Genomic DNA, 26,656 nt, shown 5'->3' with positions numbered 1-26,656 from the left:
CCAGCCTCCGCTCCCCTTTTCGGGGGAGTGGGCCTAGAACAGCTCGCGGGCGAGCTTGGCCGTCTCGCTCGGGGTCTTGCCGACCTTGACTCCGGCGGCCTCCAGGGCCTCCTTCTTCGCCGCGGCCGTGCCCGAGGAACCGGACACGATCGCGCCCGCGTGCCCCATGGTCTTGCCCTCGGGGGCGGTGAAGCCCGCGACGTAGCCGACGACCGGCTTGGTCACGTTGGCCTTGATGAACTCCGCGGCCCGCTCCTCGGCGTCGCCGCCGATCTCACCGATCATCACGATGGCGTCGGTGTCGGGGTCGGCCTCGAACGCCGCCAGGGCGTCGATGTGGGTGGTGCCGATGATCGGGTCGCCGCCGATGCCCACGCAGGTGGAGAAGCCGATGTCGCGCAGCTCGTACATCATCTGGTAGGTCAGCGTGCCCGACTTCGACACCAGGCCGATGCGGCCCGGCTTGGTGATGTCGGCCGGGATGATGCCGGCGTTGGACTGCCCGGGGGTGATCAGGCCGGGGCAGTTCGGGCCGATGATGCGGGTCTTGTTGCCCTTCTCACCGGCGTAGGCCCAGAAGGCGGCGGTGTCGTGCACCGGGATGCCCTCGGTGATGACGACGGCCAGGCCGATCTCGGCGTCGATCGCCTCGATCACGGCGTCCTTGGTGAACTTCGGCGGGACGAAGATCACCGTGACGTCGGCGCCGGTCTTCTCCATGCCCTCGGCCACCGAGCCGAAGACCGGCACGTCGGTGCCGTCGAAGTCCACGCTCTGCCCGGCCTTGCGCGGGTTCACACCGCCGACGACCTGGGTGCCGGAGGCCAGCATGCGGCGCGTGTGCTTGGTGCCCTCAGAGCCGGTCATGCCCTGGACCAGCACCTTGCTGTCCTTGGTCAGAAAGATAGCCATTGTCGCTCTTCTCCGCCCCTACTTCGCGGCCAGTTCGGCGGCCTGAGCAGCGGCGCCGTCCATGGTGTCCACCTGGCGGACGGCCGGGTGGTTACGGTCGTTCAGGATCTTGCGCCCCAGGTCGGCGTTGTTGCCGTCGAGGCGGACGACCAGCGGCTTGCTGACGTCGTCGCCGCGGTTCTCCAGCAGCTCCAGCGCCTGCACGATACCGTTGGCCACCGCGTCGCAGGCGGTGATGCCGCCGAACACGTTGACGAAGACGCTGCGGACGTCCGGGTCACCCAGGATGATCTCCAGGCCGTTGGCCATGACTTCGGCCGACGCGCCGCCGCCGATGTCGAGGAAGTTGGCCGGCTTCACCCCGCCGTGCTCCTCGCCGGCGTAGGCCACCACGTCCAGCGTGGACATGACCAGGCCCGCGCCGTTGCCGATGATGCCGACCTGGCCGTCGAGCTTGACGTAGTTGAGGCCCTTCTCCTTCGCCTTGACCTCAAGGGGGTCGCCCTCGGCGGCGAACTCGAAGCGCTCCAGGTCCTGGCGGAACTCGGCGTTCTCGTCCAGGGTGACCTTGCCGTCCAGGGCGACCACGCGGCCGTCCTTGCTCAGGATCAGCGGGTTGACCTCGACGAGCGTGGCGTCCTTGCCGACGAAGGCGTCCCAGAGCTTGCCGACGACCTCGACCGCGCCCTTGGCGGCGGCCTCGGGCAGCTTGCCCTGCTTGACGATCTCCGCGGCGACCTCGGCCGGGGCGCCCTTCAGGGCGTCGATCGAGACCTTGGCGACGGCGTCGGGGTCGGTCTCCGCGACCTCTTCGATCTCCACGCCGCCCTCGCGGGAGCAGATCGACAGGAAGGTGCGGTTGGCGCGGTCGAGCAGGAAGGAGAAGTAGTACTCCTCCGCGATCTCGCTGGCCTCTTCGATGTAGACGCGGTGGACGGTGTGGCCCTTGATGTCCATGCCCAGGATCTGCTCGGCCTTCGCCTGAGCGTCCTCGGGGCCATCGGCCAGCTTGACGCCGCCGGCCTTGCCGCGGCCGCCCGTCTTGACCTGCGCCTTGACGACTACGCGGGGCTTGCCGGCCGCCGCGAATTCCTCGGCGATCGCACGCGCCTCAGCGGCCGTGCTCGCCACCTTTCCCTGGGGTACGGGGACCCCATACTCCGCGAAGATCTCCTTCGCCTGGTACTCGACAAGGTCCACGAGGGTCCGTCCTTGTTGCTCGCTGGCTGCAGTGTCTTGCGGAGGTCGTGTCACTCAACCCGGGAACCTCTACAGGGTCTGCCGCGTTGGAAGTTCGCTGAAAAAGCCATCCGCAACATGCGGAAGCTTAGTCCTCCTGCCCCTTGACAGCTGACATCGGGGCCGTGTTGACCAGTCAATCCATACCCGAACGCCGCTGTCCGACCCGCTTCTGCCAGGGGCGGCGGTGAGAATTCGTGTGACGAGTCACATCGCCGTCAACATCACGTTACGCCAGCCGGACGACCCGCGGCACGCTGGGCGAAGGCCCCGGACCGGCGCGGTCCGCTCAGCCGCCCGGATCCGCCGGGTCCAGGGCGGGCGGGCCGTCCCTTCTCCGTCGGCGGCGCACCCGGAGCTCGTGGGTCGCCATCACCAGCAGCCACAGCGCGGTGATCGGGACCGCGAACCACAGCATCGCCGCGGCGAAGGACTTGAACGCCTCGTGTTCGGTGGTGGCGAGCACCAGGTAGGTGAGGTAGGCGGCGTAGAAGGCCACGAGCAGCGCGCCCTCCCACCGGGTCACCACCGACCCGGTGAAGGCGACCGGCAGCAGGACCAGCGCCACGGCGATCATGATCGGCAGGTCGAACCGGATGGCCGACGGTTCGACGGACACCCCCTGGGGGGCGACGATGGCGGTCACGCCGAGCACGAAGCCGATGTTGAAGACATTGCTGCCGACGATGTTCCCCACGGCGATGTCACGCTCGCCTCGGACCACCGCGACGACACAGGTCACCAGTTCCGGCAAGGACGTGCCGACGGCCACGACCGTCAGTCCGATGACCAGGTCGCTGACACCCAGGGCCGCGGCGATGTCACCGGCCGCGGTGACCAGCAGGCGCGCCCCGACCACCAGCAGCGCCGCGCCCACCGCGACGAACAGCGCGTCGGCCAGGACCCGTCGGACGCGTGAACCGGCGCCGCGGGCAGCGCCGTCGTCCTCGCGCGCGGCGACGGTGTTCCGGCGCCGGTGGGCGACGACCACCGAGACCGCGACATAGGCCAGCAGCGCCGCGAACAGCAGCACGCCGTCGCCCGGGCCGACCGTTCCGTCGAGCGCGAGCAGCAGCACGCCCACCGACAGAGCGACCATCACGGGGATATCGGTGCGCACGATCTGCGATCTGACCAGCAGCGGCACGCACAGGGCCGAGACCCCGAGCACCAGCAGGACATTGGCGATGTTGCTGCCCACGACGTTGCCGACCGCCAGCCCCGGGTAGCCGGCGACCACCGCCCCCGTGCTGACCGCCAGCTCCGGCGCCGACGTGGCGAACGACACCACGATCAGCCCCACCATCAGCGAGGACATCCCGATGGTCCGCGCCAGTGAGGCGGCCCCCCGAACGAGCGACTCCCCTCCCGCGATCAGCAGGCCCAGCCCCGCCGCCAGGGCGAGGAGCGTCGGCACGGTCACCTGGCCGCCTCTGCGACGGTGTCGGTCCGCTCGGGACGTGCCCCGCCCCGTCGACGCGGTCGCGCTTGTCCTGACACGTCTCTCCCGCTTCCTCGAACGGCCGTGGTGTTCCCCTCCTGGGTCTTTCCCCACAGTGCTCCGAGGACCGGAGCGTGCGTATCGGCTCGCGGCGGTCGGCGCCGCCGGTCGGCGCCGTCACCGCCCGGGGCCGCCGCTACCCGGCGGCGTGTGCGGAGCGGATGTTCTCCCGGACCCAGTCGCTGATCTCGGTCGTGGTCGCGCCCGGGGTGAAGATCTTGGCGACCCCGAGGCGTTCCAGCTCGGGGATGTCCTCCTCGGGGATGATGCCGCCGCCGAAGACCATGATGTCGGTGGCGTCGTTCTCCTTGAGCAGTTCGAGGACACGGCCGAACATGGTCATGTGTGCGCCGGACAGCACCGAGAGGCCGATCGCGTCGGCGTCCTCCTGCAGGGCGGCGTTCACGATCATCTCCGGGGTCTGGCGCAGACCCGTGTAGATGACCTCGACGCCGGCGTCGCGCAGCGCGCGAGCCACCACCTTCACGCCCCGGTCATGGCCGTCGAGCCCCGGTTTGGCGACGACGACCCGTACCGCTGTTGACGCGCCCATGCTCCGCCAGCCTCTCTTCAACTGCTCGGATCCGCACCCGATCGAACCGCCCCGCGCCGTCCTTGTGAGCCGTGCGCGGGCGGCCCGGATGAACTTGTGAGCAGAGTAACGCAGCTCACGCTCCGTTGAAGGGCCCGGTGGGCGGGTACTTCAAGAACATGACCGAAGATCTGCCCCGGATCGACCGGCTCACGACCATGGAGCTGCGGGACCGCGCGGTCGCGCTGGCCAAGCGCCGGTGGGACATCCGCTTCTTCTGGCGGCTGCTGGAGAGTCTGCCGGCCGCCGAGGCCGCGGCCGGCCACATGGACGCCAGCCAGGCCACCGTCGCGCAGGCATCCGGTCTGTTCCACGAGGCGCTGGCGGCCGAGAGCGACCCCGACGTGCAGGAGGCGCTGCGGCCCCTCTACGTCGACTACCTGCTCCGGCACGCCGAGGATGTGGCGCCGTCCGACACGGACGAAGGGAGGACCGCAGGGCCCTGACCCGCTCCCCTCATCCGTTGATCTCGGGGATATCGGGGTGAAAACCGGCTGGGAGGCCCCAATATCTCCGAGATCAACGAGAGGCGCGGGGCGGCTGTGGAGGTGTCGCGGGTCCGCCGCCGTGAGCTGGATGTCCGAAATCCGCTAGCCTGCGAGGCCGGGGCGAGCGAGGATGGTCGGGTGATGGATGACGACCACTGTTACCTCGCGGTTCGCAGCGGCGACGCGCGCTTCGACGGCGTGGTCTTTGTCGGCGTGACCAGCACCGGCATCTACTGCCGGCCGAGCTGCCCCGCAGTGACGCCCAAGCGCGAGAACACCGTGTTCTTCCCGTCCGCCGCGGCGGCCCAGGGTGGCGGATTTCGCGCCTGCAAGCGGTGCCGCCCCGACGCCGTCCCGGGCTCACCGGAGTGGAACGTGCGGGCCGACGTCGTGGGCCGCGCCATGCGGCTGATCGCCGACGGTGCCGTGGACCGCGACGGGGTTGCCGGGCTGTCGGCGTCACTCGGCTACAGCCCGCGCCAGCTGCAGCGGCTCCTGACCGCGGAACTGGGCGCGGGCCCGCTGGCGCTCGCCCGCGCGCAGCGGGCGCAGACGGCCCGCGTGCTGCTGGAGACGACGCGGCTCCCGATGGCCGACACGGCGTTCGCCGCCGGGTTCGCCAGCATCCGCCAGTTCAACGACACCGTCCGCGAGGTGTTCGATCACACCCCCAGCGAACTGCGGGAACGCTCCACGCACCGCGTCGATGCCGACCGCGGCCGCAGAGTGGGCGGCGGTGCCGGCCGCAACGACGGTGCCGCGTCCTCCGGCAGTGCGCGGCCGGTCGGCCAGATCACGCTGCGCCTCCCCTACCGCCCGCCGTGCGATCTGGACCAAGCGCTCGAATTCCTGGGTGCCCGCGCCGTTCCGGGTGTGGAGGAGGTCACCCCGTCCGGCTACCGGCGCGTGCTGCGCCTCCCGCACGGCACCGGCATCGCCGAGCTCGCCCCGGCCGGCGGCCGCGACCACGTCGTCTGCCGCCTGCGTCTGGAGGAACTGCGCGACCTCGGCACGGCGGTCCAGCGCTGCCGGAGGCTGCTCGACCTCGACTCCGACCCGCAGGCGGTGGCCGAGGTGCTGGGGCCCGACCCGCTCCTGGCACCCCTCGTCGCGGCGGCCCCCGGGCTGCGCGCACCGGGACATGTCGATCCGGCCGAGCTCGCGGTCCGCGCGATCGTCGGGCAGCAGGTCTCGGTCGCGGCCGCCCGTACGGTCGCCGGGCGTCTCGTCAAGCGCTTCGGCACTCCGCTGGCCGCCCCCGATGGAGGCCTCACCCACGCCTTCCCGCGGCCGGAGGCCCTCGCCGCGGCGGACCCGGATGAGCTGCCGCTGCCCCGCGGCCGCGCCCGCGCACTGGTGGCGCTGGCCGGCGCGCTGGTCTCCGGCGACATCGATCTGGGGCCCGGCGCCGACCGCGACGAGGCCTGCGCGCGCCTGCGCGACCTGCCCGGTATCGGTCCGTGGACCGCCGACTACATCCGTATGCGGGCGCTGGGCGACCCCGACGTGTTCCTCCACACCGACCTGGGGGTGCGCCAGGCCCTGCGGCGCCTGGGCAACCCGCACGACGCGCGTTCGGCCGAGCGGAGGGCGCGGTCGTGGAGTCCGTGGCGGTCGTACGCGAGCCACCACCTGTGGGCGTCGGCGGCCCGAGCCGCCCCGTCGGCGGGCGGTCCGCACCGGCCGCCCCGCGGCCCGCGCCCGGCCGTGCGGACCGCCGCCCCCACCGGCCCGTCTCCCCGCACTCCTGCCCCGGCACCGGCCCCGGCGCCGTGCCCGACCACCGAGGACACACGATGAGCACACCGACCGCCCAGGACCCGCTGCCCCTGGACGTACCGGACGACGTAGCGGACCCGCCGGCGCCCGCCGCGGTTCCCGCCGCCGAGTTCGCCCGCCCCGGCGACGGGCCGACCCTGTACACCACGATGGCGTCGCCGGTCGGGGAGATGCTGCTGACCGGCGACGGTGAGGCGCTGACCGGCGTGTTCATGCTTCCGGAGCCCGAGTGCGGGCCGGGACGTGTCGAGGCCGACTGGAAGCACGTCCCGGACGGTTTCCGGGAGACGCGCCGCCAGCTCGCGGCCTACTTCGCCGGTGAGCTGACCGCGTTCGACCTGCCGCTGGCTCCCCGCGGCACCGAGTTCCAACTGCGGGTCTGGCGCGAACTCACGACCATCCCCTACGGCCGGACCACCAGCTACGGGGCCATCGCCGCCGCACTGGGCCGACCGACCGCCTCCCGCGCGGTGGGCATGGCCAACGGGCGCAACCCGATCTCCATCATCGTGCCCTGCCACCGGGTCGTCGGCGCCGACGGTTCCCTGACGGGGTACGCGAGCGGGCTTCCGCGCAAGCGGCACCTCCTCCGGTTGGAGGGCCTCACCCACCGGTGAGGGGCGCCGCCCGCACAGCCTCCGCCCCGGTCCGGGCCGGTCAGCACCACTCGCCGGGCAGCACGAAGGGGGCCGCGGGCGGAAGCGGGTCGGTGGCGGCCGAAGGGCGCAGCGCGTCGAGGAGGAGGGCGACGTAGCGGCGCCAGCCGTCGCCGCCCTTCTCCACGGTGAACACGACACCGCCGAGCATCGCCAGGACCCGCATCATGTCACCGGGCACCAGGTCGGCGCGGGCCTGCCCGTGCTCCTGGGCGCGGCGGACCAGCTCTTCCAGCGGCCGGTAGAACCGCGCCGAGCTCTCGTCGCAGAAGACCGTGTCCTGCGCCATCATCGCCGAGGGTCCGCTCTGGGCGATCATCCCGGCCCACGCCTCGATCACCTCCACCATGCCGCGCCAGGCGTCGTCGCCCCGGAGGGCGCGTTCGACGACGGGGTCGATCCCCTCCCGGAAACGCAGCTCGAAGACGGCGCGCAGCAGCTCCTCCTTGGTGCCGAACCTGCGGTACAGCGTGGCGATGCCGACCCCTGCGCGTGCGGCGACCTGTTCCAGGGGTGCGCCGTAGCCCACCTCGTCGAAGGTGTCGCGGGCGGCGCGAACGATCCGCTGCTGGTTGCGGGCGGCGTCCGCGCGCAGTGGGCGCCCGCCCGCGGTGCCGGTGCCCGGATCCGGGGTTCGCCGCCGGTCGGTGTGTCGATGAGCGTCCGATGCCACGGGGCGACCCTATCAACTGATAGCGAACTATCAGTTGTGCTACCGTCGACCCCGAACTTAAGTGATAGTCCACGATCACTTCTACGTGCGCCCTGACCGGTCACGGGACCGGCTACGACCACACTCCGGAGGCCTGAGATGGCGGAGACCCCGAACCCGCCCCTGTCGTCCCGACGCGGAGCGGCGGCCTGCCCGTTCGATCCGCACCCCGAACTGGCCCGGCGACGCGCGGAGGAACCGGTCTCCGCCACCGACACCCCTGCCTGGCTCGGCCAGGACATCCCGACCTGGCTCGTCACCTCCTACACCGACGTCCGAACGGTCCTCCGCGACCCCGCCCGCTTCAGCAGCGTGCGCAGAAACCCCGAGAAGCCCGACGAGCCCTTGGAGGCCGAGCGCAGCGGCCGCCTCCTGGAGCACGACCCACCCGAGCACACCCGGCTGCGCGGCAAACTCGTCGACGCCTTCACCGTCCGCGGCATCAACGCGATGCGGCCCCGTATCGAAGAGATCGTGGAAGAGCACCTCGACGCCATGGAACGCACCGGCCCGCCGTGCGACCTCGTCACGTCGTTCGCCCTTCCGGTCCCGTCGATGGTGATCTGCGAACTCCTCGGCGTCCCCTACGACGACCGCACCGACTTCCAGCGCCGCACCGCCCGCCTGCTCGACAACACGGCCCCCGTCACCGAGTTCATCGCCGGAATGGCCGAGATGAACGCCTACATCGGCGGCCTGGTCGCCGCGCACCGGACGACGCCCGACGAGAGCCTGCTGAGCCGCCTCGTCCGCGAGCACGGCGACGAGCTGTCCGACGAGGAGCTGACGGGGATCGGCGCCCTGTTGCTCATCGCCGGCCACGAGACGACCGCGAACATGCTCTCCCTGGGCGCACTCCTGCTCCTGCGCCACCCCGACCAGCTCGCCGCGGTACGCGACGACCCGGACGCGGTCGCGCCCGCCGTCGAAGAGATGCTGCGCTACCTGTCGGTGGTCCACGCACCGATGCCCCGGTACGCGACGCAGGACATGGAGTTCGGCGGCCGGCGGATCGGGGCCGGGGACATCGTCGAGACCTCCCTGGCCGCGGCCAACCGGGACGAAGGGCTGGTCGCCGGCGACCCCGACCGGTTCGACATCACCCGAAAGCCGGTGGCGCACGTCGCATTCGGGCACGGCCCGCACCAGTGCATCGGCCAGCAGCTGGCCCGGCTGGAGATGCACCTCGCGTTCCCCGCCCTGCTGCGCCGGTTCCCCGGCCTCCGGCTCGCCGTGCCCTTCGAAGAGGTCCGCTACCGCCGCGAGTCGACCGTCTTCGGCGTGCGGGAGCTACCCGTCGCGTGGTGAAAGCGAGGGCGGCGGGAGACGCCGCCCCCGTCGAACCGCGGAGAGCCACCCCTCCGGGCCTGGGGGCACCCGCTTCCAGGCCCCCGCGCGCCGCCGTTCTCCCCTGCATCACCCACCCGCAGGGCCTTGCAGAAAGTTTCCGCAAGGGATTGCACAACACACGAGGGGCTGACTACCGTTCGCGTAACCCGCCGACGACAGAGCGAGAGGACCATCCCCCATGACTCGCCTCCGTTCCCGGCCACAGCGCGCACGGCACGCCGGACGGCTCCTCACCCTCGGCCTGACCGGCGCCCTGCTGGCGGCACACCTCGCAGCCACCCCGGCGAGCGCGGCACCCGCGCCCCCGGCGGCGGGCCCGGTCGGCCACGACCTCGGCACCGCCACAGCCCACTGGATCGACCGCACCACGGTCACCTGGCCCCGCCCCGCCCACGACGCCCACACCTACGACATCGTCCACTCCACCGACGCCTCCATCCGCGTCGACGACGGCCGCCTCACCGGCGACTTCCAGACCATCCCGCTGCGGCCCGCGCCCGACGGCCTCACCGACGAGCAGCGCGCGCAGTGGCCCCACCTCGCCACCCGCACAGCCCTGCGGATCGGCGCCGACGGCCACCGCGGCGACACCTCGGGGCGACTGGCCGACGCCCTGCGCGGCCAGGTCGCCGTCGTCGAACGGGACCGCGACGGGCGCGTCATCGCCGCGACCGGGGCCCAGATCCCCGGCGTGCTCGACGACCTGTACGCGGCGGCCGCCGACGCCGCGCTCGGCCCCGCCTGGACGGACGGCAGGCCGACCCTGTCCGTGTGGGCGCCCACCGCCCGCACCGTGCGGCTCGTCCTCTACGACGGCCCGCGATCCGCCGACTCCCGCACGGTCCGGATGAAGCGCGACGACGGCACCGGCGTCTGGTCGGCGCACGGGCCGACCGCCTGGAACGGGAAGTACTACGCCTTCGAAGTGGAGGTCTACGCCCCGACCACGGCCGAGATCGTCACCGACACGGTCACCGACCCCTACAGCCTCGCCCTCGCCGCCGACTCCCAACGCAGCCTGATCGCCGACCCGGCGGACCCCGCCCTCGCTCCCGACGGATGGGAGGAAACGGCCAAGCCCGCCCCCGTGCCCCTCCATGCCGCGACCATCTACGAGCTGCACGTCCGCGACTTCTCCGCCTCCGACACGACCGTCCCCGAGACCGACCGCGGCACCTACCGCGCGTTCACCGACCCCGGTGACCGGCCCACCGCGGGCATGGCCGAGTTGCGCTCCCTCGCCGAGGACGGCGTCGACCACGTGCACCTTCTGCCCGCCTACGACTTCGGGTCCGTCCCCGAACGCCGCTCCGACCAGAAGACCCCCGCATGCGACCTGGAGTCCTTCCCCGCCGACTCCGCCGAGCAGCAGGCCTGCATCGAGCGGACAGCCCACGCCGACGCGTTCAACTGGGGATACGACCCGGTCCACACCACCGTTCCCCAGGGCTCGTACGCCGGCGACCCCGACGGCACCACCCGCATCACCGAGTTCCGCGAGATGGTGATGGGCCTCAACCGCGCCGGACTTCGCGTCGTCATGGACGTCGTCTACAACCACACCTACGCCACCGGTCAGGACTCCATGTCCGTGCTCGACCGGGTCGTCCCCGGCTACTACCACCGCCTGCTCGACGACGGCTCGGTCGCCGAATCGACCTGCTGCCCCAACACCGCCCCCGAGCACACCATGATGGGCAGGCTCGTGGTGGACTCGGTGGTGACCTGGGCCCGCGAGTACAAGGTCGACGGCTTCCGCTTCGACCTCATGGGGCACCACCCCAAGGCGAACATGCTCGCGGTGCGCGCCGCCCTTGACGACCTCACCCCCGAACGCGACGGCGTGGACGGCTCGGCGATCGTGCTCTACGGCGAAGGCTGGGACTTCGGCGAGGTCGCGGGCGGCGCCCGCTTCGAGCAGGCCACCCAGCTCACCATGGCCGGGACCGGCATCGGCACCTTCAACGACCGGCTGCGCGACGGCGTGCGCGGCGGCGGCCCGTTCGACGCCGACCCCCGCCTCCAAGGGTTCGGCTCCGGGCTGTTCACCGACCCCAACACGGCACCCGGCAACGGTGACCCCGGCCACCAGCGAGCCCGGCTGCTGCACTACCAGGACCTGATCAAGGTCGGGCTGACCGGAAACCTCCGGGACTACCGGTTCACCGCCTCCTCCGGGCGGGAGGTCACCGGCCGCGAAGTCGACTACAACGGCGCCCCCGCCGGTTACACCGCGCACCCGGGCGAATCCGTGACCTACGTCGATGCGCACGACAACGAGACCCTCTACGACGCGCTGGCCTACAAGCTCCCGCCGGGCACCCCGATGGAGCAGCGCGTGCGCATGCAGTCGCTGGCGCTCGGCACCGCACTGCTCGGCCAAGGCGGCGCTTTCGTGCACGCCGGAAGCGAGCGGCTGCGCTCGAAGTCGCTGGACCGCAACTCCTACGACTCCGGTGACTGGTTCAATCGGCTCCACTGGGACTGCGCGGACGGCAACAACTTCGGCGTGGGGCTGCCGCGTGCCAGGGACAACGAGGACAAGTGGCCCTACGCCCGCCCACTGCTCGCCGACCCCGCGCTGCGGGCCGACTGCGCGGCGATCGAGAACTCCCGCGCCCGATTCGGTGAGCTACTGCGCATCCGCGCCTCCTCACCCGTGTTCACGCTGGGCTCCGCGGAGCAGGTGCAGCGCCGGGTGTCGTTCCCGCTCAGCGGCCCTCAGGAGACGCCGGGCGTGATCACGATGCGCCTCGACGCCACGGATGTCGACCCGCGCTGGTCATCGGTCACCGTCGTGTTCAACGCGTCCCCCCACGTACGGACGCAGACCGTCGAGGCGCTGCGGGGCGCCGACACGGCCCTGCACCCCGTCCAGGCGGAGTCCGACGACCCCGTGGTCGGGGAATCGTCCGTCGACCCGGAAACCGGCACCCTGACGGTGCCCGGGCGGACCGTCGCCGTCTTCGTCGAGCACTGACGGCACGATGATGCGCACCGTGCGATGACATCGGGCCGCTCACCCCCGGGCTTCCCCAGGCTCGTGGCCGGGCCGGAGCACATCCAGCCGCGCGAGGACGAGCGTCCGCCGATCGTCAACCTTGACGGGGCCGAGCACAGCAGGTCACGGGGCGCCATCCTCGGCGAGTTCACCGTGCGCCGGGTCCGGGAGATGCGCCCATGGATCCAGGGCATCGTGGACGGTCGCATCGACGCGATGCTCGCCGCGGGACCTCCCACGGACCTGGTGGACATGCTCTCCCTCCCGGTTCCCCTGCGCGTCGTGTGCGAAATGCTCGGGGCGTCCTATGCCGACGACCACCTGTTCGAGGACACCACCTGCAGGATGATGTCGGCGGGCGTCACCGACGAGGACCGGGACCGCGCCGCCGCCGACCTGAGCCGGTACCTGGAGCGCCTGTGCCGGGAGAAGGAGGCGCACCCGACCGAGGACGACATGCTGGGACGCAAGGACGATGCGATGGTGTACGGCCTCTACGAGCTTCCCGTCGCGTGGTAGCGGCGATGGCGGAGTCGATACGCGTCGTAGCGGACCGCGACCGCTGCGCCGGGAACGGGCAGTGTGTGCTCACCGACGCGGCCGTCTTCGACCAGGACGACGAGGACGGCAGGGTCATCGTCCTGAACGAGTGGCCCGGGGGCGAGAGCGCCGGACGGGTGCGCCAGGCCGTGCGCCTCTGCCCGGTCCGGGCGCTCACCGTAGGAGATCGACGGCGGCGCGGCCGATGGTGTCGGCATCGATACCGGCACCGTCGGCGTGCAGCCCGGGTCGGCCGTTCAGGGCGCGCACCGGTAACGCGCCCTCCTCGCACCCGAGATCGAGCCCATGCCCATCCCTGCCACGCCACACCGCGCTGGGGAGCCCCCTGCGGAGTGCCACTAGAGAGGCAGAGAAACCCCGAACTTGACGGTTTCGAAGGAGGGCAGCGTCTCATACCTGGCGACCTTCGCAGCCGAGCCGAAGAGCCGCCCCGACAACTCCCGGTTCTCCGCAACGTCGGCGGTGAGGAGGATGACCACGAAGTCCCACTGGCCGACGATGCTGTAGCACTGCTGCACGGCCGACTCGGCGAGCATCCGCTCGCGGAACGCCGCATGGTGCCCGACATCATCATCCACCAGGGCGACGAGCACCACCGCGGTCATCCCCACCCCCACCGCCCCCGGATCGAGGACGGCGACCTCGGCGCGGATCACCCCCATCCTGCGGAGCCGGGTGAGCCGACGCTGTACGGCGCTCGGTGACAGACCCACCTCATCCCCCAGTTCATGGAGGGGACGCCGCGCGTCGACCTGCACCAAGCCGAGAAGCAGGTGGTCGATTTCGTCAAGGGAGCGATCAGCTGGCACGCAAGGATTTTGCACGGAGCCCGAAGAATCTTCAATCGCCGCCACCGGCATTCGACCTAACGTTGCGCTCATCCGTTCCGACCGGCGAGACACGGAGGCCACCCATGAGCGATAACACCGACATCGGCGCTGGAACCACCACTGGCACTGGCACCGGCACCGAGCCACAGACGCGGTCGGGGAAGCAGACTGGGAAGCAGACAGCCATCGAAACGGGCATAGCCCTCGACCGAATAGCCGAAGCGGCCCGGGTCATCGACCCCGTCTTCCTGAACAGTCCGCAGTACATCGAGGAGCAGCTGTGCGCGCGGCTGGGCCGCCGTGTGCTGACCAAGGTCGAAACGCTGAACCCGCTGCGCAGCTTCAAGGGGCGGGGCGCCGACTACATCGTCCGCAGCCTCGCCCGCGACGCCACCGTGGTGTGCGCTTCGACCGGCGGCAACTTCGGCCAGGCCATCGCCTACGCGGCCCGCAGCCACGGGCTGAGTGCCACGGTGTTCGTCCCGGCTGACATGTCCAGGGTCAAACTCAAGCGCCTGGCGGACCTCGGCGCCGACGTCCACCCGGTCCCGGACGCGCGCCATGCCGGCCCCGCGGCCGAAGCCTTCGCCGCAGCGGAGCCGAGCCGGGTTCTCGTCGTCGACGGCCGCGACGCAGCGATCAACGAGGGCGCCGGATCGATCGGCGTGGAGCTGCTCCGCGTCGGCGACTTCGACACCGTCGTGCTGCCCCTCGGAGACGGGGCACTGATCACCGGAGTCGCGCGATGGATCAAGGCGCACTCACCCGATGTGCGGATCATCGGGGTCGGTGCCGCGGCTGCCCCCGCCATGCTGCACAGCTGGCGCGCTGGACACGTGGTGGCGACTCCGCGCAGCAGCGCGTTCGCCGCAGGGATCGCCATCAACGAGCCACACCCCGACGCCGTTCGTCGGGTGCGGGCGCTCGTCGACGACATCGTTCTCGTCGAAGACGCGGAACTGGCCACGGCGATGCGACTGGCAGCAGAGACCATCGGTGTTCTCCTCGAACCCGCTGGGGCCGCCGGGCTCGCGGCGATCGCCCACCACGACATCCCCGGCGACGTCGTAGCCACCGTCCTCACCGGAGGAAACGCCGACCTGGACGCGTTCCCCGGGTGGACACCCCGCTGACCGGGCTCCCCCTCCGGCCAAGGAAGGGCGGGAAAGCGCTGTCCGGCGGCCTTTTAGGCCCGGTGGGCGGTTGCGGGCGCGCGGAGCAGCTGCCGGGGCCCACCCGGAAACCCGACCTTCCGCCTTCCCCCGTTGATCTCGAAGATATCGGGGTGAAAACCGGGCGGGATACCCCGATATCTCCGAGATCAACGAAAGAAGACCCGACCCGGGGCGGCAAGGACGCCCTCCCCTCTCCTCCTCGCCGCTGCTTCTGCGTACGGCCCCAGAACCGGACAACGGAGACCGCCCCACACCACCGAGAAGGCCACCCACGGGTTCACACAATCACAAACACAAACAACAAAAAAATGGAGGGCCACCCCCACAAAAAAAAGGGGGGCAACCCTCCACCTCAAAGAATGCGCGGCGGCGACCTACTCTCCCACCCCACCACAGGGCAGTACCATCAGCGCAGGAGGGCTTAACGACCGGGTTCGGAATGAGACCGGGTGTTTCCCCTCCGCCAAAACCACCGCAACCCTCAACCACCACCGGACAAAACCGGCGTGGAAAACCAGGGCCGCAACAGCGGCACAATATGAAAAAACAAACGATTCGTGCGCGATCTTCGCCGACCACCCCACCACCCACAAGCGGTGAAAGAAGTCGATAGTGTGCGCGAGCACCCAGCATCTGCGGTGGACAAGCCCTCGGCCGATTAGTACCGGTCAGCTCCACCCCTCACAAGGCTTCCACACCCGGCCTATCAACCCAGTCGTCTACTGGGAGCCTTACCCCCTTCACAGGGGCGGGAGACCTCATCTCGAAGCAGGCTTCCCACTTAGATGCTTTCAGCGGTTATCCCTCCCGAACGTAGCCAACCAGCCATGCTCCTGGCGGAACAACTGGCACACCAGAGGTTCGTCCGTCCCGGTCCTCTCGTACTAGGGACAGCCCTTCACAAGTCTCCAACGCGCACAGCGGATAGGGACCGAACTGTCTCACGACGTTCTAAACCCAGCTCGCGTGCCGCTTTAATGGGCGAACAGCCCAACCCTTGGGACCAACTCCAGCCCCAGGATGCGACGAGCCGACATCGAGGTGCCAAACCATCCCGTCGATACGGACTCTTGGGGAAGATCAGCCTGTTATCCCCGGGGTACCTTTTAGCCGTTGAGCGACACCGCTTCCACACGCCGGTGCCGGATCACTAGTCCCTGCTTTCGCACCTGCTCGACACGTCCGTCTCACAGTCAAGCTCCCTTGTGCACTTACACTCAACACCTGATTGCCAACCAGGCCGAGGGAACCTTTGGGCGCCTCCGTTACCCTTTAGGAGGCAACCGCCCCAGTTAAACTACCCACCAGACACTGTCCCCCACCCGGATCACGGGTGCGGGTTAGATGCCCGAAACAGCCAGAGTGGTATTTCACCAACGCCTCCACCACCACTAGCGTAGCGGCCTCACAGGCTCCCACCTATCCTACACAAACCATCCCAAACACCAATGTCAAGCTATAGTGAAGGTCCCGGGGTCTTTCCGTCCTGCTGCGCGAAACGAGCATCTTTACTCGTAGTGCAATTTCACCGGGCCCATGGTTGAGACAGCGGGGAAGTCGTTACGCCATTCGTGCAGGTCGGAACTTACCCGACAAGGAATTTCGCTACCTTAGGATGGTTATAGTTACCACCGCCGTTTACTGGCGCTTAGATTCCCAGCCTCGACCCCCCGAAAGGAATCTAACCGGTCCTCTTAACGTTCCAGCACCGGGCAGGCGTCAGTCCGTATACAGCGTCTTACGACTTCGCACGGACCTGTGTTTTTAATAAACAGTCGCTTCCCCCTGCTATCTGCGACCCCACCCAGCTCCAGAGGAAAACTCCTTCACCAGACAGGGCTCCCCTTCTCCCAAAGTTACGGGGACAATTTGCCGAGTTCCTTAACCATGGTTCACCCGAACGCCTCGGTATTCTCTACCTGACCACCTGCGTCGGTTTAGGGTACGGGCCGCCCACACACTCGCTAGAGGCTTTTCTCGACAGCACGGGATCACTCACTTCACCAAAAACGGCTCGACATCACGCCTCACCCACATAACGAGAGACGGATTTACCTACCTCTCGGGCTACACGCTTATCCCGGGACAACCACCGCCCGGTAGAGCTACCCCACTGCGTCACCCCATCACTTACCTACTACCCTCCTGGGTCCCACGCCTCCACGGAAAAACACCCGAAGGTGAAAAACCGCTTCAGTGGTGGTTAGCATCAAAGGATTCGATACTGGACGCGTGCGAACGGGTACGGGAATATCAACCCGTTATCCATCGACTACGCCTGTCGGCCTCGCCTTAGGCCCCGACTCACCCTGGGCGGATTAACCTGCCCCAGGAACCCTTAGTCAATCGGCGCACACGTTTCTCACGTGTGTCTCGCTACTCATGCCTGCATTCTCACTCGCACACCCTCCACCACACGATCACTCGGCAGCTTCACCGGATGCACGACGCTCCCCTACCAACCAGCACCCAAAGGCACCGGCTCCACAGCTTCGGCGGTGTGCTTAAGCCCCGCTACATTATCGGCGCAGAACCACTTGACCAGTGAGCTATTACGCACTCTTTAAAGGATGGCTGCTTCTAAGCCAACCTCCTGGTTGTCTCAGCAACTCCACAACCTTTCCCACTTAGCACACGCTTAGGGGCCTTAGCTGATGATCTGGGCTGTTTCCCTCTCGACTACGAAGCTTATCCCCCGCAGTCTCACTGCCACGCTCAACTTAACCGGCATTCGGAGTTTAGCTGACCTCAGTAACCTTGTCGGGCCCATCAGCCAACCAGTCGCTCTACCTCCGGCAAGCAACACGCAACGCTGCACCTAAATGCATTTCGGGGAGAACCAGCTATCACGGAGTTTGATTGGCCTTTCACCCCTACCCACAGCTCATCCCCCAGGTTTTCAACCCTGGTGGGTTCGGGCCTCCACGACCTCTTACAGCCGCTTCACCCTGGCCATGGGTAGATCACTCCGCTTCGGGTCTACAGCATGCGACTCAAACGCCCTATTCAGACTCGCTTTCGCTACGGCTACCCCACCCGGGTTAACCTCGCCACACACCATAACTCGCAGGCTCATTCTTCAAAAGGCACGCCATCACCCACACAAAAGCACAGGCTCTGACGGCTTGACAGCACACGGTTTCAGGTACTATTTCACGACCCCTCACCGGGGCACTTTTCACCTTTCCCTCACGGTACTAGTGCACTATCGGTCACCAGGACGTATTCAGGCTTAGCAGGTGGTCCTGCCAGATTCACACGGAATTTCACGGGCTCCGCGCTACTCGGGAGCATGCCCAGCAGCCAGTGCTCTGCCTTCACCTACGGGACTCTCACCCACTCCGGTACCGCTTCCCAACGGATTCAGCTAACAGAACACACAACCACCCCAGGCCGGCAGACCTGAACAGGCACATCCCACAACCCCGCACACGCAACAACTGCCGTCTATCACACGCGCACGGTTTAGCCAACATCCCCTTTCGCTCACCACTACTCAGGGAATCACATATTGTTTTCTCTTCCTGCGGGTACTGAGATGTTTCACTTCCCCGCGTTACCACCAACCGCCCTATACATTCAGGCGGCGGCAACCCGACACAACTCGGGCTAGGTTTCCCCATTCGGACACCCGCGGATCAACGCTCGGTTGACAGCTCCCCGCGGCCTATCGCGGCCTCCCACGTCCTTCATCGGCGCCTGGTGCCAAGGCATCCACCGTATGCCACACATACTTGGCCACCACAGATACAAGATGCTCGCGCACACTATCCACGAATCAAAACACCAGCCACACACCCAACCACAACACCAGACAGCAGCAGCCGGAACCTCCCACCAACTCCACCGGCCAACAACCAGCGAACAAGCAGGACGACCGCAACCCGGGTCTTCATCGGGGTGGCAGCGGGAAGACAACCACACGGTCGCTCCCTCAGACACCCAACAGCGCGCCCACACCCCTCTTCCAAACGGTGCAGGACGTTTGCTTCTCAAAACCCAGCCATCCCAGGCAACCCCGGTCCAGAAAAACCAGACCAGGAACCCGGGTCCACTTCCGAGTCCGCCGACCAATCGGAAAAACCCTGCGAACGCAGGAACCGTCGGCTATCAAAGACTCCTTAGAAAGGAGGTGATCCAGCCGCACCTTCCGGTACGGCTACCTTGTTACGACTTCGTCCCAATCGCCAGCCCCACCTTCACCCACTCCCTCCCACAAGGGGTTAGGCCACAGGTTTCGGGTGTTGCCGACTTTCATGACGTGACGGGCGGTGTGTACAAGGCCCGGGAACGTATTCACCGCGGCAATGCTGATCCGCGATTACTAGCGACTCCACCTTCATGGGGTCGAGTTGCAGACCCCAATCCGAACTGAGACCGGCTTTTAGGGATTCGCTCCGCCTCACGGCATCGCACGCCCACTGTACCGGCCATTGTAGCATGTTTGCAGCCCAAGACATAAGGGGCATGATGACTTGACGTCATCCCCACCTTCCTCCGAGTTGACCCCGGCAGTCTCCCATGAGTCCCCACCACTACGTGCTGGCAACATGGAACAAGGGTTGCGCTCGTTGCGGGACTTAACCCAACATCTCACGACACGAGCTGACGACAGCCATGCACCACCTGTCACCGATCCCCGAAGGACCCGCTATCTCTAACGGATTACCGGTGATGTCAAACCTTGGTAAGGTTCTTCGCGTTGCGTCGAATTAAGCAACATGCTCCGCCGCTTGTGCGGGCCCCCGTCAATTCCTTTGAGTTTTAGCCTTGCGGCCGTACTCCCCAGGCGGGGCGCTTAATGCGTTAGCTACGGCACGGGAACCGTGGAAAGCCCCCACACCTAGCGCCCAACGTTTACGGCGTGGACTACCAGGGTATCTAATCCTGTTCGCTCCCCACGCTTTCGCTCCTCAGCGTCAGGTAAGGCCCAGAGACCCGCCTTCGCCACCGGTGTTCCTCCTGATATCTGCGCATTTCACCGCTACACCAGGAATTCCAGTCTCCCCTACCTACCTCTAGCATGCCCGTATCCACTGCAAAACCAGGGTTGAGCCCCAGCCTTTCACAGCAGACGCGACACACCGCCTACGAGCTCTTTACGCCCAATAATTCCGGACAACGCTCGGACCCTACGTATTACCGCGGCTGCTGGCACGTAGTTAGCCGGTCCTTATTCCCCACCTACCGTCAACCCGAAGAAAACCCCGGGCCTGCGTGAGTGGTAAAAGAGGTTTACAACCCGAAGGCCGTCATCCCCCACGCGGCGTCGCTGCGTCAGGCTTCCGCCCATTGCGCAATATTCCCCACTGCTGCCTCCCGCAGGAGTCTGGGCCGTGTCTCAGTCCCAGTGTGGCCGGTCGCCCTCTCAGGCCGGCTACCCGTAATCGCCTTGGTAGGCCGTTACCCCACCAACAAGCTGATAGGCCGCGAGTCCATCCCCAACCGAAACAACTTTCCACACCCCACCATGCGGAGGGGCGTCGTATCCGGTATTAGACCGCGTTTCCACGGCTTATCCCGGAGTCAGGGGCAGGTTACTCACGTGTTACTCACCCGTTCGCCGCTCGTGTACCCCCGAAAGGGCCTTACCGCTCGACTTGCATGTGTTAAGCACGCCGCCAGCGTTCGTCCTGAGCCAGGATCAAACTCTCCATCAAAGGTCAAACAACCGCACGCACCCGAGGGCGCGGCGGTAAACCTGGAAGAGATAACCCTGACCGACCAGGTATCACCCTGGCCAATCAAAGGAACCCCGAGCACCAACCGGACACCGCAAGGCATCCGTGTGCTCTAAGGGGCCAAAACAAACTTGGCTGAAAGAAAAACAAACACGCGCTGTTGAGTTCTCAAGAAACAACCGCTCATCCCATACGAACCCTTACCGGGTTCTTCTGCAGAGGCGGTGCTTTCCGCTTTGTTGCCGGGATTTCCCCTCCAGGACCCTACCAGAGTCCGGATCGAGAAGAACCCTTCAACGTTACTCCGGATCCCTGCTCAGTCAAGAACCGAACCGGCTTTCTGGAGTGGTTCCACTCTAGCGTGTCGATCCGAGTGCTCGGACCGTTCCGTCAGAGTGGGGAGAACCGGCTTGCGTCCGACGGTTCAAGGACCGTGTTCGGCTCGCTCGGTGCTCCCCAACACTACAAGCCTTCGGGCAGTGCTCCGTACGGTTTCCCCGAGAAGGTGGCGGCACCGCCGGTCACAGCTTCTCGATGGGTGCGAACTTCACCAGGAAGTCCTTCTCGCCGATGTCGGCACCGAAGTCGATGCGGGCCTTGGTCTTGTCGCCGGCACCGTCGACGAGCAGGACCGTGCCGAGCCCGAACGAGTCGTGGGTCACCTTGTCGCCCGGGGTCAGCGAGGGCACGTTCTTGGCCGGCTTCCGCGTCGGCGGTTCGCTCCTCATGCGCGTCACCGGTGCGCTCGCGCCGAACGACGATTCGGATCGGCGCCACTCGACGAGTTCCTTGGGGATCTCGTCGATGAACCTCGACGGAGGGTTGTAGGAAGGGGTACCCCACGCGCTGCGCACGGCCGAGCGGCTCACGTACAGGCGCTCCTGGGCTCGGGTGATGCCCACGTACGCCAGGCGGCGCTCCTCTTCCAGCTCGGCCTTCTCGTCCAGGGTGCGCATGTGCGGGAAGACCCCGTCCTCCATCCCGGTGAGGAACACCACCGGGAACTCCAGCCCCTTGGCCGAGTGCAGGGTCATGAGCGTGACGACGCCGCCGTGTTCGTCCGCGTCCGGGATCTGGTCGGTGTCGGCGACCAGGGAGATCTGTTCGAGGAAGTCCACCAGTGTGGGCTCGCCCGCCGAGTCGTCGGACGCAGGCTCGGCGCTCTCGCCGTCCGGTGTCTCTTCTCCGGAGACAGCCGCTTCCCCCGCGCGCTCCGTTCCGGACTCCGGCGGCTCGTCTTCCGGGTAGAGCGGGCCGGTGAACGACGCCTCGAACTCGCGGGCGACGCCCACGAACTCCTCCAGGTTCTCGACCCGGCTCTCGTCCTGGATGTCCTTGGAGTCGGTCAGCTCGGACAGGTACCCGGTGCGCTGCAGCACCGCCTCCACCATCTCCGCCGGTGAGCTGGTGGGTGCCAGTTCCTCCAGCTCCTCCAGCAGCGCCACGAACTCGCGGATGGCCTTCAGCGAGCGGGTGGCGAGTCCCGGCGCCTCTTCGGCCCTGCGCAGCGCTCGGGAGAACGAGATCCGCTCACGCGCCGCGAACAGCTCGATGGTCTCCTCCGCCCGGTCACCGATCCCCCGCTTCGGCACGTTCAGGATGCGGCGCAGGCTGACCGTGTCCTCGGGGTTCGCCAGGACCCGCAGGTAGGCCAGGATGTCCCGGATCTCCTTACGCTCGTAGAATCGCACGGCGCCGACGATCTTGTAGGGCAGCCCGGTCCGGATGAACACGTCCTCGAACACACGGGACTGCGCGTTGGTCCGGTAGAAGACCGCGACCTGGCCCGGGTCGCAGACTCCCTCGTCGGCGAGCCGGTCGATCTCCCCCACCACGAACGACGCCTCGTCGTGCTCGTTGTCGGCCACGTAGCCGACGATCGACGGGCCGACGCCCTGCTCGGACCAGAGCTTCTTGACGGGGCGGCCCGGGTTGCGGTCGATGAGCGCGTTGGCCGCGTTGAGGATGTTCCGGGTGGAGCGGTAGTTCTGCTCCAGCAGGATCGTGCGCGCCTCGGGATAGTCGCGCTCGAACTCCAGGATGTTGCGGATGGTGGCACCGCGGAAGGCGTAGATCGACTGGTCGGCGTCGCCGACCACGCACAGCTCGGACTGCGGGACGACCGCGTCCGCTCCGCCCTCTCCGACCAGCAGGCGCACCAGCTCGTACTGGGCGTGGTTGGTGTCCTGGTACTCGTCGACGAGCACGTGCCGGAACCTGCGGCGATAGTGCTCCGCCACGTCGGGGAACATCTGCAGCAGGTTGACCGTGATCATGATCAGGTCGTCGAAGTCCATCGCGCCGGCCTCGTGCAGCCGCCGCTGGTAGAGCGTGTAGGCCTCGGCGAGCTTCTTCTCCTGCTCGGTCTGCGCCTGCTCGGTGAAGGTGTCGTAGTCGATGAGCTCGTTCTTGAGGTTCGACACCTGCGCGGAGAACGACTTGGGCGGGAACCTCTTGGGGTCGAGGTCCATCTCCTTGCAGACCAGCTGCATGAGCCGCTTGGAGTCGGCCGAGTCGTAGATGGTGAAGCTGCTGGGGTAGCCGAGGCGCGCCGCTTCGCGGCGGAGGATGCGCACGCACGCGGAGTGGAACGTCATGATCCACATGGTGTTGGCGACACGCGCGCCCAGCAGGTCCTCGATGCGCTCCCTCATCTCGGCCGCGGCCTTGTTGGTGAAGGTGATCGCGAGCACCTCGCCCGGGCGCACTCCCCGCTCGGCCAGCAGGTGGGCGATGCGGTGGGTGAGGACGCGGGTCTTGCCGGAACCGGCACCGGCCACGATCAGGAGCGGACTGCCGGAGTGGGTCACGGCGTCGCGCTGAGGAACGTTCAGACCTTCGAGAAGCTGCTCTTGGGAGGACACGCCACCCAGACTACGAGCCTTCGTGAGGGGAGATCTCCCCTCACGCGCGATCCGCCGCGGCGCGGCCGGATCCGGCGCGTTGGGACGAGCGGCTGCCCGGCGCGCCTACCCTGGATGGGCACTTTGATCATCATTCCGTACTCATAGGACAACCTGGGGGAAACGTGCGGGTCTTTGTCGATTGCGACCCTGGTATCGACGATGCGCTGGCGCTCGCCTACCTGACCGCGCGGCCCGACGTGGAGATCGCGGGCATCGGGGCGGTGTTCGGGAACAACAGCGTCGACATCACCACCGACAACGCGCTGCGGCTGATGGAGCTGTACGGCCGCCCCGACGTCCCCGTGGCGCGCGGCGCGTCGCGGCCGTTGGTCCAGCCGCCGCACCTGGCCGAGTCGGTGCACGGCGCCAACGGCCTGGGCGACGTCGAGACCCCCGCCCCCGCCGGCGCTCCGGTGGCGGAATCGGCCGCCGAGCTGCTGGTCCGCCTGGCCCGGTCGGCCCCCGGCGAGATGGACGTGCTCGCGGTCGGCCCGCTGACCAACCTCGCGCTCGCCCTCGCACTGGAGCCGGAGCTGCCGCGGCTGGTCCGCCGCGTCGTGGTCATGGGAGGCGCGGTACAGGCACCGGGCAACGTGACCCCCTGGGCCGAGGCCAACACCTCCAACGACCCCGAGGCCGCCGAGGTGGTGTTCGCGGCCGGGTTCGACATGGCACTGGTCGCGCTGGACATCACGATGAAGACCGTGGCGACCGGGGCCTGGCTGGACGAGTTGAAGACGGTCGAGGGCGAGCGCGCCCGGAAGACGTCGGCGTTCCTCGACTTCTACGTGGGCTGGTACAGCAGCGTTTTCGGCGCCCGCCAGTGCGCGATGCACGACCCGCTGGCCGCCGCGGTGCTGCTCGACCCCGAGATCGTGACCCGGTCCGTCGACGTCCCGATCCGGGTGGAGCTGAAGGGCGAGCACACCCGCGGGCTGACCATCGCCGACCTGCGCCCCGACGCCGCGAACCACACGGACGACCGGCCGAGGATCACGCTGGTGCAGGAGGTCGACGGGGAGGCCTTCCTCAAGCGCATGATGGACGCCCTGCGCTGATCCCGCGCCGACGGATCCACCCCGCGACGGCGGCGCCGCACCGGCGCCGCCGTCGTCGTGAGCACGCAGACCGGGTCAGACGAGTTTGCGCGCCGTCGCCCAGCGGCTCAGCTCATGCCGGTTGGACAGCTGCAGCTTGCGCAGCACCGAGGAGACGTGGGTCTCCACCGTCTTCACCGAGATGAACAGCTCCTTGGCCACTTCCTTGTAGGCGTATCCGCGGGCGATGAGGCGCAGGACCTCGCGTTCGCGCTGGGTGAGCCGGTCGAGCTCGGGATCCATCGGCGGGGCGTCGGTGGCCGCGAAGGCGTCGAGCACGAACCCGGCCAGACGCGGGGAGAACACGGCGTCGCCGTCGGCGACCCGCACGATGGCGTTGGCGAGTTCCTTGCCGGAGATCGTCTTGGTGACGTAGCCGCGGGCGCCGCCGCGGACGACACCGATCACGTCCTCGGCGGCGTCGGACACGGACAGCGCCAGGAAGCGGATCTCGGGGTGCGAGCCGAGGACGCGGCGCAGCACCTCCACGCCACCTCCTCCGGGCAGGTGGACGTCGAGGAGGACGAGGTCGGGCCGCTGCTCGCCGATGACGCGCACGGCGCTGTCGACGTCACCGGCCTCGCCCACGACCTCGACGGCGTCGCCGAGTTCGCCGCGGACCCCGCTGCGAAAGAGCCGGTGGTCGTCCACGATCACGACGCGCGGTACCGCGTCTCCGCTGGCAAAAGTGCTGTTGTCGTCCACATGTCGGACTCTACCCATTGCGGCCTTTCGATGGGCTTTCACCGGGCCGGGTGGGTCGTGGGGGAAGCGCGCGTCGCCGTCGGGCCGATTCAGGCGCTCTCGGTGGTGCGGGGCATGCGCAGCTGCACCTCGGTGCCCTCTCCGGGGGCGGTGCGGATGCGGGCACTGCCCCCGTGCCGCTCCATGCGCCCGACGATGGATCCGCGCACGCCCATGCGGTCCTCGGGGATGCCGTCGAGGTCGAATCCGGTGCCCCGGTCGCGGACGAAGATCAGCACCTCCCGCGGGTCGACTTCGCCGAACACCGAGATGGAGTCGGCACCCGCGTACTTGGAAGCGTTCACCATGGCCTCGCGGGCGGCGCGCAGCGCCGCCTGGATGTTGTCGTCGATGGGGCCGTCGCCGACGCACACCACCTCGATGGGGACGCCGTGCGCTTCCTCCACCTCGGCGGCGACCCGTTCGAGTGCGGGCTTCACGGTGGTCTCGGCGTCGGCGGGGCGCTGGTAGAGCCAGCTGCGCAGGGCGCGCTCCTGCACGCGGGCCAGGCGCTGGACCTCGCGCGGGTCGTCACTGCGCCGCTGGATGAGGGTGAGGGTGTGCAGCACGGAGTCGTGGATGTGCGCGGCGAGTTCGGCCCGCTCCTGGTTGCGGATGCGCTCGCGGCGCTCGCGGTCGCGTTCGCGGACCAGGCCGATGATCCAAGGGGCGGCGACGAGGGAGATCCCGGCGATCATGGCCGCGGCGAAGGTCAGGCCGGCGCGCGCGTCCTGGAGCTGCTGCTGGAATCCGAGGAAGCCGATGACGCCGATGACGATGAGGAGGACACCCAGGCCGCTGCGGACCCAGCTCTTGCGGCTCTGCAGGACGGTCGCCGACATCCACTCGTCGCGCACGGCGGGGTTGGCCTGCTGCCACAGGATGGCGCCGCCGAGGGCACCGAAGACGAGGAACCACAGGAGCGGGTCGAAGACGCCGCCGAAGATGAGGAAGAGCACGCCCAGGCCGCCGGCGAGCGCCAGGTAGGCGAGCAGCTGGCTGATGTCGCGCCCGCGCTGGCGGGAGCGTTCGTGTTCGGCCCGCCCGGCGCTCTCACCGGCTGTGGCCGTGTCCGCGCCCGTACCCGCGGGGGCGGCGGGCGTGGGTGCGGCGCCGTCTGCGGGGGTGTCGGTCGCGGTTTCGGGTTCCAGCGGGACGAAGAAGAGCAGAACCAGGTAGACGGCGATGCCGAGGCCGCCGATCCCCAGGGCGAGGAACGCGAGCCGGGTGACGACCGGGTCGATGCCGAGGTGCCGGGCGAGGCCCGCCGCGACACCGCCGAGCAGCCGCCCGCTGCGGGCCCGGTACAGCCGCGGTGTCCCGGTCGCCGTCTCCGTCACTGTCGGGGTGTCCTCGTCTCCGTCGTCATGGTCGCCCTCGCCGGCCGCTCGCGTCCGCGCCGAGTGCCACGCGCGTGAGCGTTGCGGTGGTC

The 26,656-nt window shown here is 68.3% G+C and carries 17 protein-coding genes, 3 rRNA genes and 1 pseudogene; 9 read left to right on the top strand and 12 right to left on the bottom strand.

Going from position 1 to position 26,656, the window contains the following annotated elements:
* Nucleotides 1-33: 33 nt before the first annotated feature.
* From sucD to HNR23_RS00340, 4 genes are all read right to left on the bottom strand, one after another.
* The gene (sucD, locus tag HNR23_RS00355; RefSeq protein WP_184072353.1) at nt 34-912 is read right to left on the bottom strand and encodes a succinate--CoA ligase subunit alpha; all 879 of its coding nucleotides are present in this window, start codon (nt 910-912) and stop codon (nt 34-36) included.
* Between the two features lie 18 nt (nt 913-930).
* Nucleotides 931-2,112: an ADP-forming succinate--CoA ligase subunit beta gene (gene sucC, locus HNR23_RS00350; protein WP_184072351.1), complete on the bottom strand. Its 1,182-nt coding sequence runs from the start codon at nt 2,110-2,112 to the stop codon at nt 931-933.
* A 328-nt stretch (nt 2,113-2,440) separates the two neighbouring features.
* Complete coding sequence (locus HNR23_RS00345) at nt 2,441-3,574, bottom strand: calcium/sodium antiporter (RefSeq protein WP_184072349.1); 1,134 nt, start codon at nt 3,572-3,574, stop codon at nt 2,441-2,443.
* A gap of 214 nt (nt 3,575-3,788) precedes the next feature.
* Complete coding sequence (locus HNR23_RS00340; RefSeq protein WP_184072347.1) at nt 3,789-4,205, bottom strand: cobalamin B12-binding domain-containing protein; 417 nt, start codon at nt 4,203-4,205, stop codon at nt 3,789-3,791.
* Between the two features lie 158 nt (nt 4,206-4,363).
* Between HNR23_RS00340 and HNR23_RS00335 the strand changes: the two genes are divergently transcribed.
* The 3 genes from HNR23_RS00335 (at nt 4,364) to HNR23_RS00325 (ending at nt 7,128) form a co-directional block, all read left to right on the top strand.
* Complete coding sequence (locus HNR23_RS00335) at nt 4,364-4,690, top strand: hypothetical protein (protein ID WP_184072345.1); 327 nt, start codon at nt 4,364-4,366, stop codon at nt 4,688-4,690.
* Nucleotides 4,691-4,873: 183 nt separating this feature from the next.
* Nucleotides 4,874-6,532: a DNA-3-methyladenine glycosylase 2 family protein gene (locus HNR23_RS00330; protein ID WP_184072343.1), complete on the top strand. Its 1,659-nt coding sequence runs from the start codon at nt 4,874-4,876 to the stop codon at nt 6,530-6,532.
* On the top strand, nt 6,529-7,128 hold the full coding sequence (locus tag HNR23_RS00325; protein WP_184072341.1) for a methylated-DNA--[protein]-cysteine S-methyltransferase: 600 nt from the start codon (nt 6,529-6,531) through the stop codon (nt 7,126-7,128). The genes HNR23_RS00330 and HNR23_RS00325 overlap by 4 nt, the downstream gene beginning before the upstream one ends.
* A 40-nt stretch (nt 7,129-7,168) precedes the next feature.
* Here the strand turns inward: HNR23_RS00325 and HNR23_RS00320 are convergent, their stop codons facing one another.
* Complete coding sequence (locus HNR23_RS00320; RefSeq protein WP_184072339.1) at nt 7,169-7,840, bottom strand: TetR family transcriptional regulator; 672 nt, start codon at nt 7,838-7,840, stop codon at nt 7,169-7,171.
* 138 nt (nt 7,841-7,978) lie between these two features.
* On the opposite strand from HNR23_RS00320, the gene HNR23_RS00315 reads away from it, so the two are divergent.
* From HNR23_RS00315 to HNR23_RS00300, 4 genes and pseudogenes are all read left to right on the top strand, one after another.
* A complete protein-coding gene (locus HNR23_RS00315) occupies nt 7,979-9,187 on the top strand; it encodes a cytochrome P450 (RefSeq protein ID WP_184072337.1) in 1,209 nt (402 codons plus the stop codon).
* Nucleotides 9,188-9,407: 220 nt separating this feature from the next.
* Nucleotides 9,408-12,209: a pullulanase-type alpha-1,6-glucosidase gene (pulA, locus tag HNR23_RS00310; RefSeq protein ID WP_184072335.1), complete on the top strand. Its 2,802-nt coding sequence runs from the start codon at nt 9,408-9,410 to the stop codon at nt 12,207-12,209.
* A gap of 24 nt (nt 12,210-12,233) precedes the next feature.
* Nucleotides 12,234-12,749, top strand: a complete 516-nt coding sequence (locus tag HNR23_RS00305; protein ID WP_184072333.1) for a cytochrome P450 family protein — start codon at nt 12,234-12,236, stop codon at nt 12,747-12,749.
* 5 nt (nt 12,750-12,754) lie between these two features.
* Nucleotides 12,755-12,892, top strand: a pseudogene (locus HNR23_RS00300) (ferredoxin); the annotation flags it as partial.
* Between the two features lie 237 nt (nt 12,893-13,129).
* Here HNR23_RS00300 and HNR23_RS00295 read toward each other — a convergent pair.
* Entirely contained in the window at nt 13,130-13,600 is a 471-nt protein-coding gene (locus tag HNR23_RS00295) for an Lrp/AsnC family transcriptional regulator (protein ID WP_343070366.1), read from the bottom strand.
* Nucleotides 13,601-13,704: 104 nt separating this feature from the next.
* Between HNR23_RS00295 and HNR23_RS00290 the strand changes: the two genes are divergently transcribed.
* The gene (locus tag HNR23_RS00290; protein WP_184072329.1) at nt 13,705-14,754 is read left to right on the top strand and encodes a threonine ammonia-lyase; all 1,050 of its coding nucleotides are present in this window, start codon (nt 13,705-13,707) and stop codon (nt 14,752-14,754) included.
* 403 nt (nt 14,755-15,157) lie between these two features.
* On the opposite strand, the gene rrf is transcribed toward HNR23_RS00290, so the two are convergent.
* From rrf to HNR23_RS00270, 4 genes are all read right to left on the bottom strand, one after another.
* Nucleotides 15,158-15,273 (bottom strand): 5S ribosomal RNA (gene rrf / locus HNR23_RS00285).
* Nucleotides 15,274-15,433: 160 nt separating this feature from the next.
* Nucleotides 15,434-18,537: ribosomal RNA gene (locus HNR23_RS00280) — 23S ribosomal RNA — on the bottom strand.
* A gap of 384 nt (nt 18,538-18,921) precedes the next feature.
* A 16S ribosomal RNA gene (locus HNR23_RS00275) occupies nt 18,922-20,456 on the bottom strand.
* The 16S, 23S and 5S rRNA genes sit together here, the layout of an rRNA operon.
* 542 nt (nt 20,457-20,998) lie before the next feature.
* Nucleotides 20,999-23,341 carry a UvrD-helicase domain-containing protein gene (locus HNR23_RS00270; protein WP_184072327.1) on the bottom strand — a complete coding sequence of 781 codons (2,343 nt, stop codon included), beginning with the start codon at nt 23,339-23,341 and terminating at the stop codon, nt 20,999-21,001.
* Between the two features lie 164 nt (nt 23,342-23,505).
* Between HNR23_RS00270 and HNR23_RS00265 the strand changes: the two genes are divergently transcribed.
* Nucleotides 23,506-24,441, top strand: coding sequence for a nucleoside hydrolase (locus HNR23_RS00265; RefSeq protein WP_184072325.1), 936 nt, complete (start codon nt 23,506-23,508; stop codon nt 24,439-24,441).
* 75 nt (nt 24,442-24,516) lie between these two features.
* Here HNR23_RS00265 and HNR23_RS00260 read toward each other — a convergent pair whose 3' ends face one another.
* Together HNR23_RS00260 and HNR23_RS00255 are read right to left on the bottom strand one after the other, a co-directional pair.
* Complete coding sequence (locus tag HNR23_RS00260; RefSeq protein WP_184072323.1) at nt 24,517-25,203, bottom strand: response regulator; 687 nt, start codon at nt 25,201-25,203, stop codon at nt 24,517-24,519.
* A gap of 71 nt (nt 25,204-25,274) precedes the next feature.
* Entirely contained in the window at nt 25,275-26,564 is a 1,290-nt protein-coding gene (locus HNR23_RS00255) for a PspC domain-containing protein (RefSeq protein WP_184072321.1), read from the bottom strand.
* Nucleotides 26,565-26,656 lie beyond the last annotated feature (92 nt).

The sequence above is a fragment of the Nocardiopsis mwathae genome, from assembly GCF_014201195.1.
Classification (GTDB): domain Bacteria; phylum Actinomycetota; class Actinomycetes; order Streptosporangiales; family Streptosporangiaceae; genus Nocardiopsis_C; species Nocardiopsis_C mwathae.
This window is presented reverse-complemented; position numbering and strand designations above follow the sequence as displayed.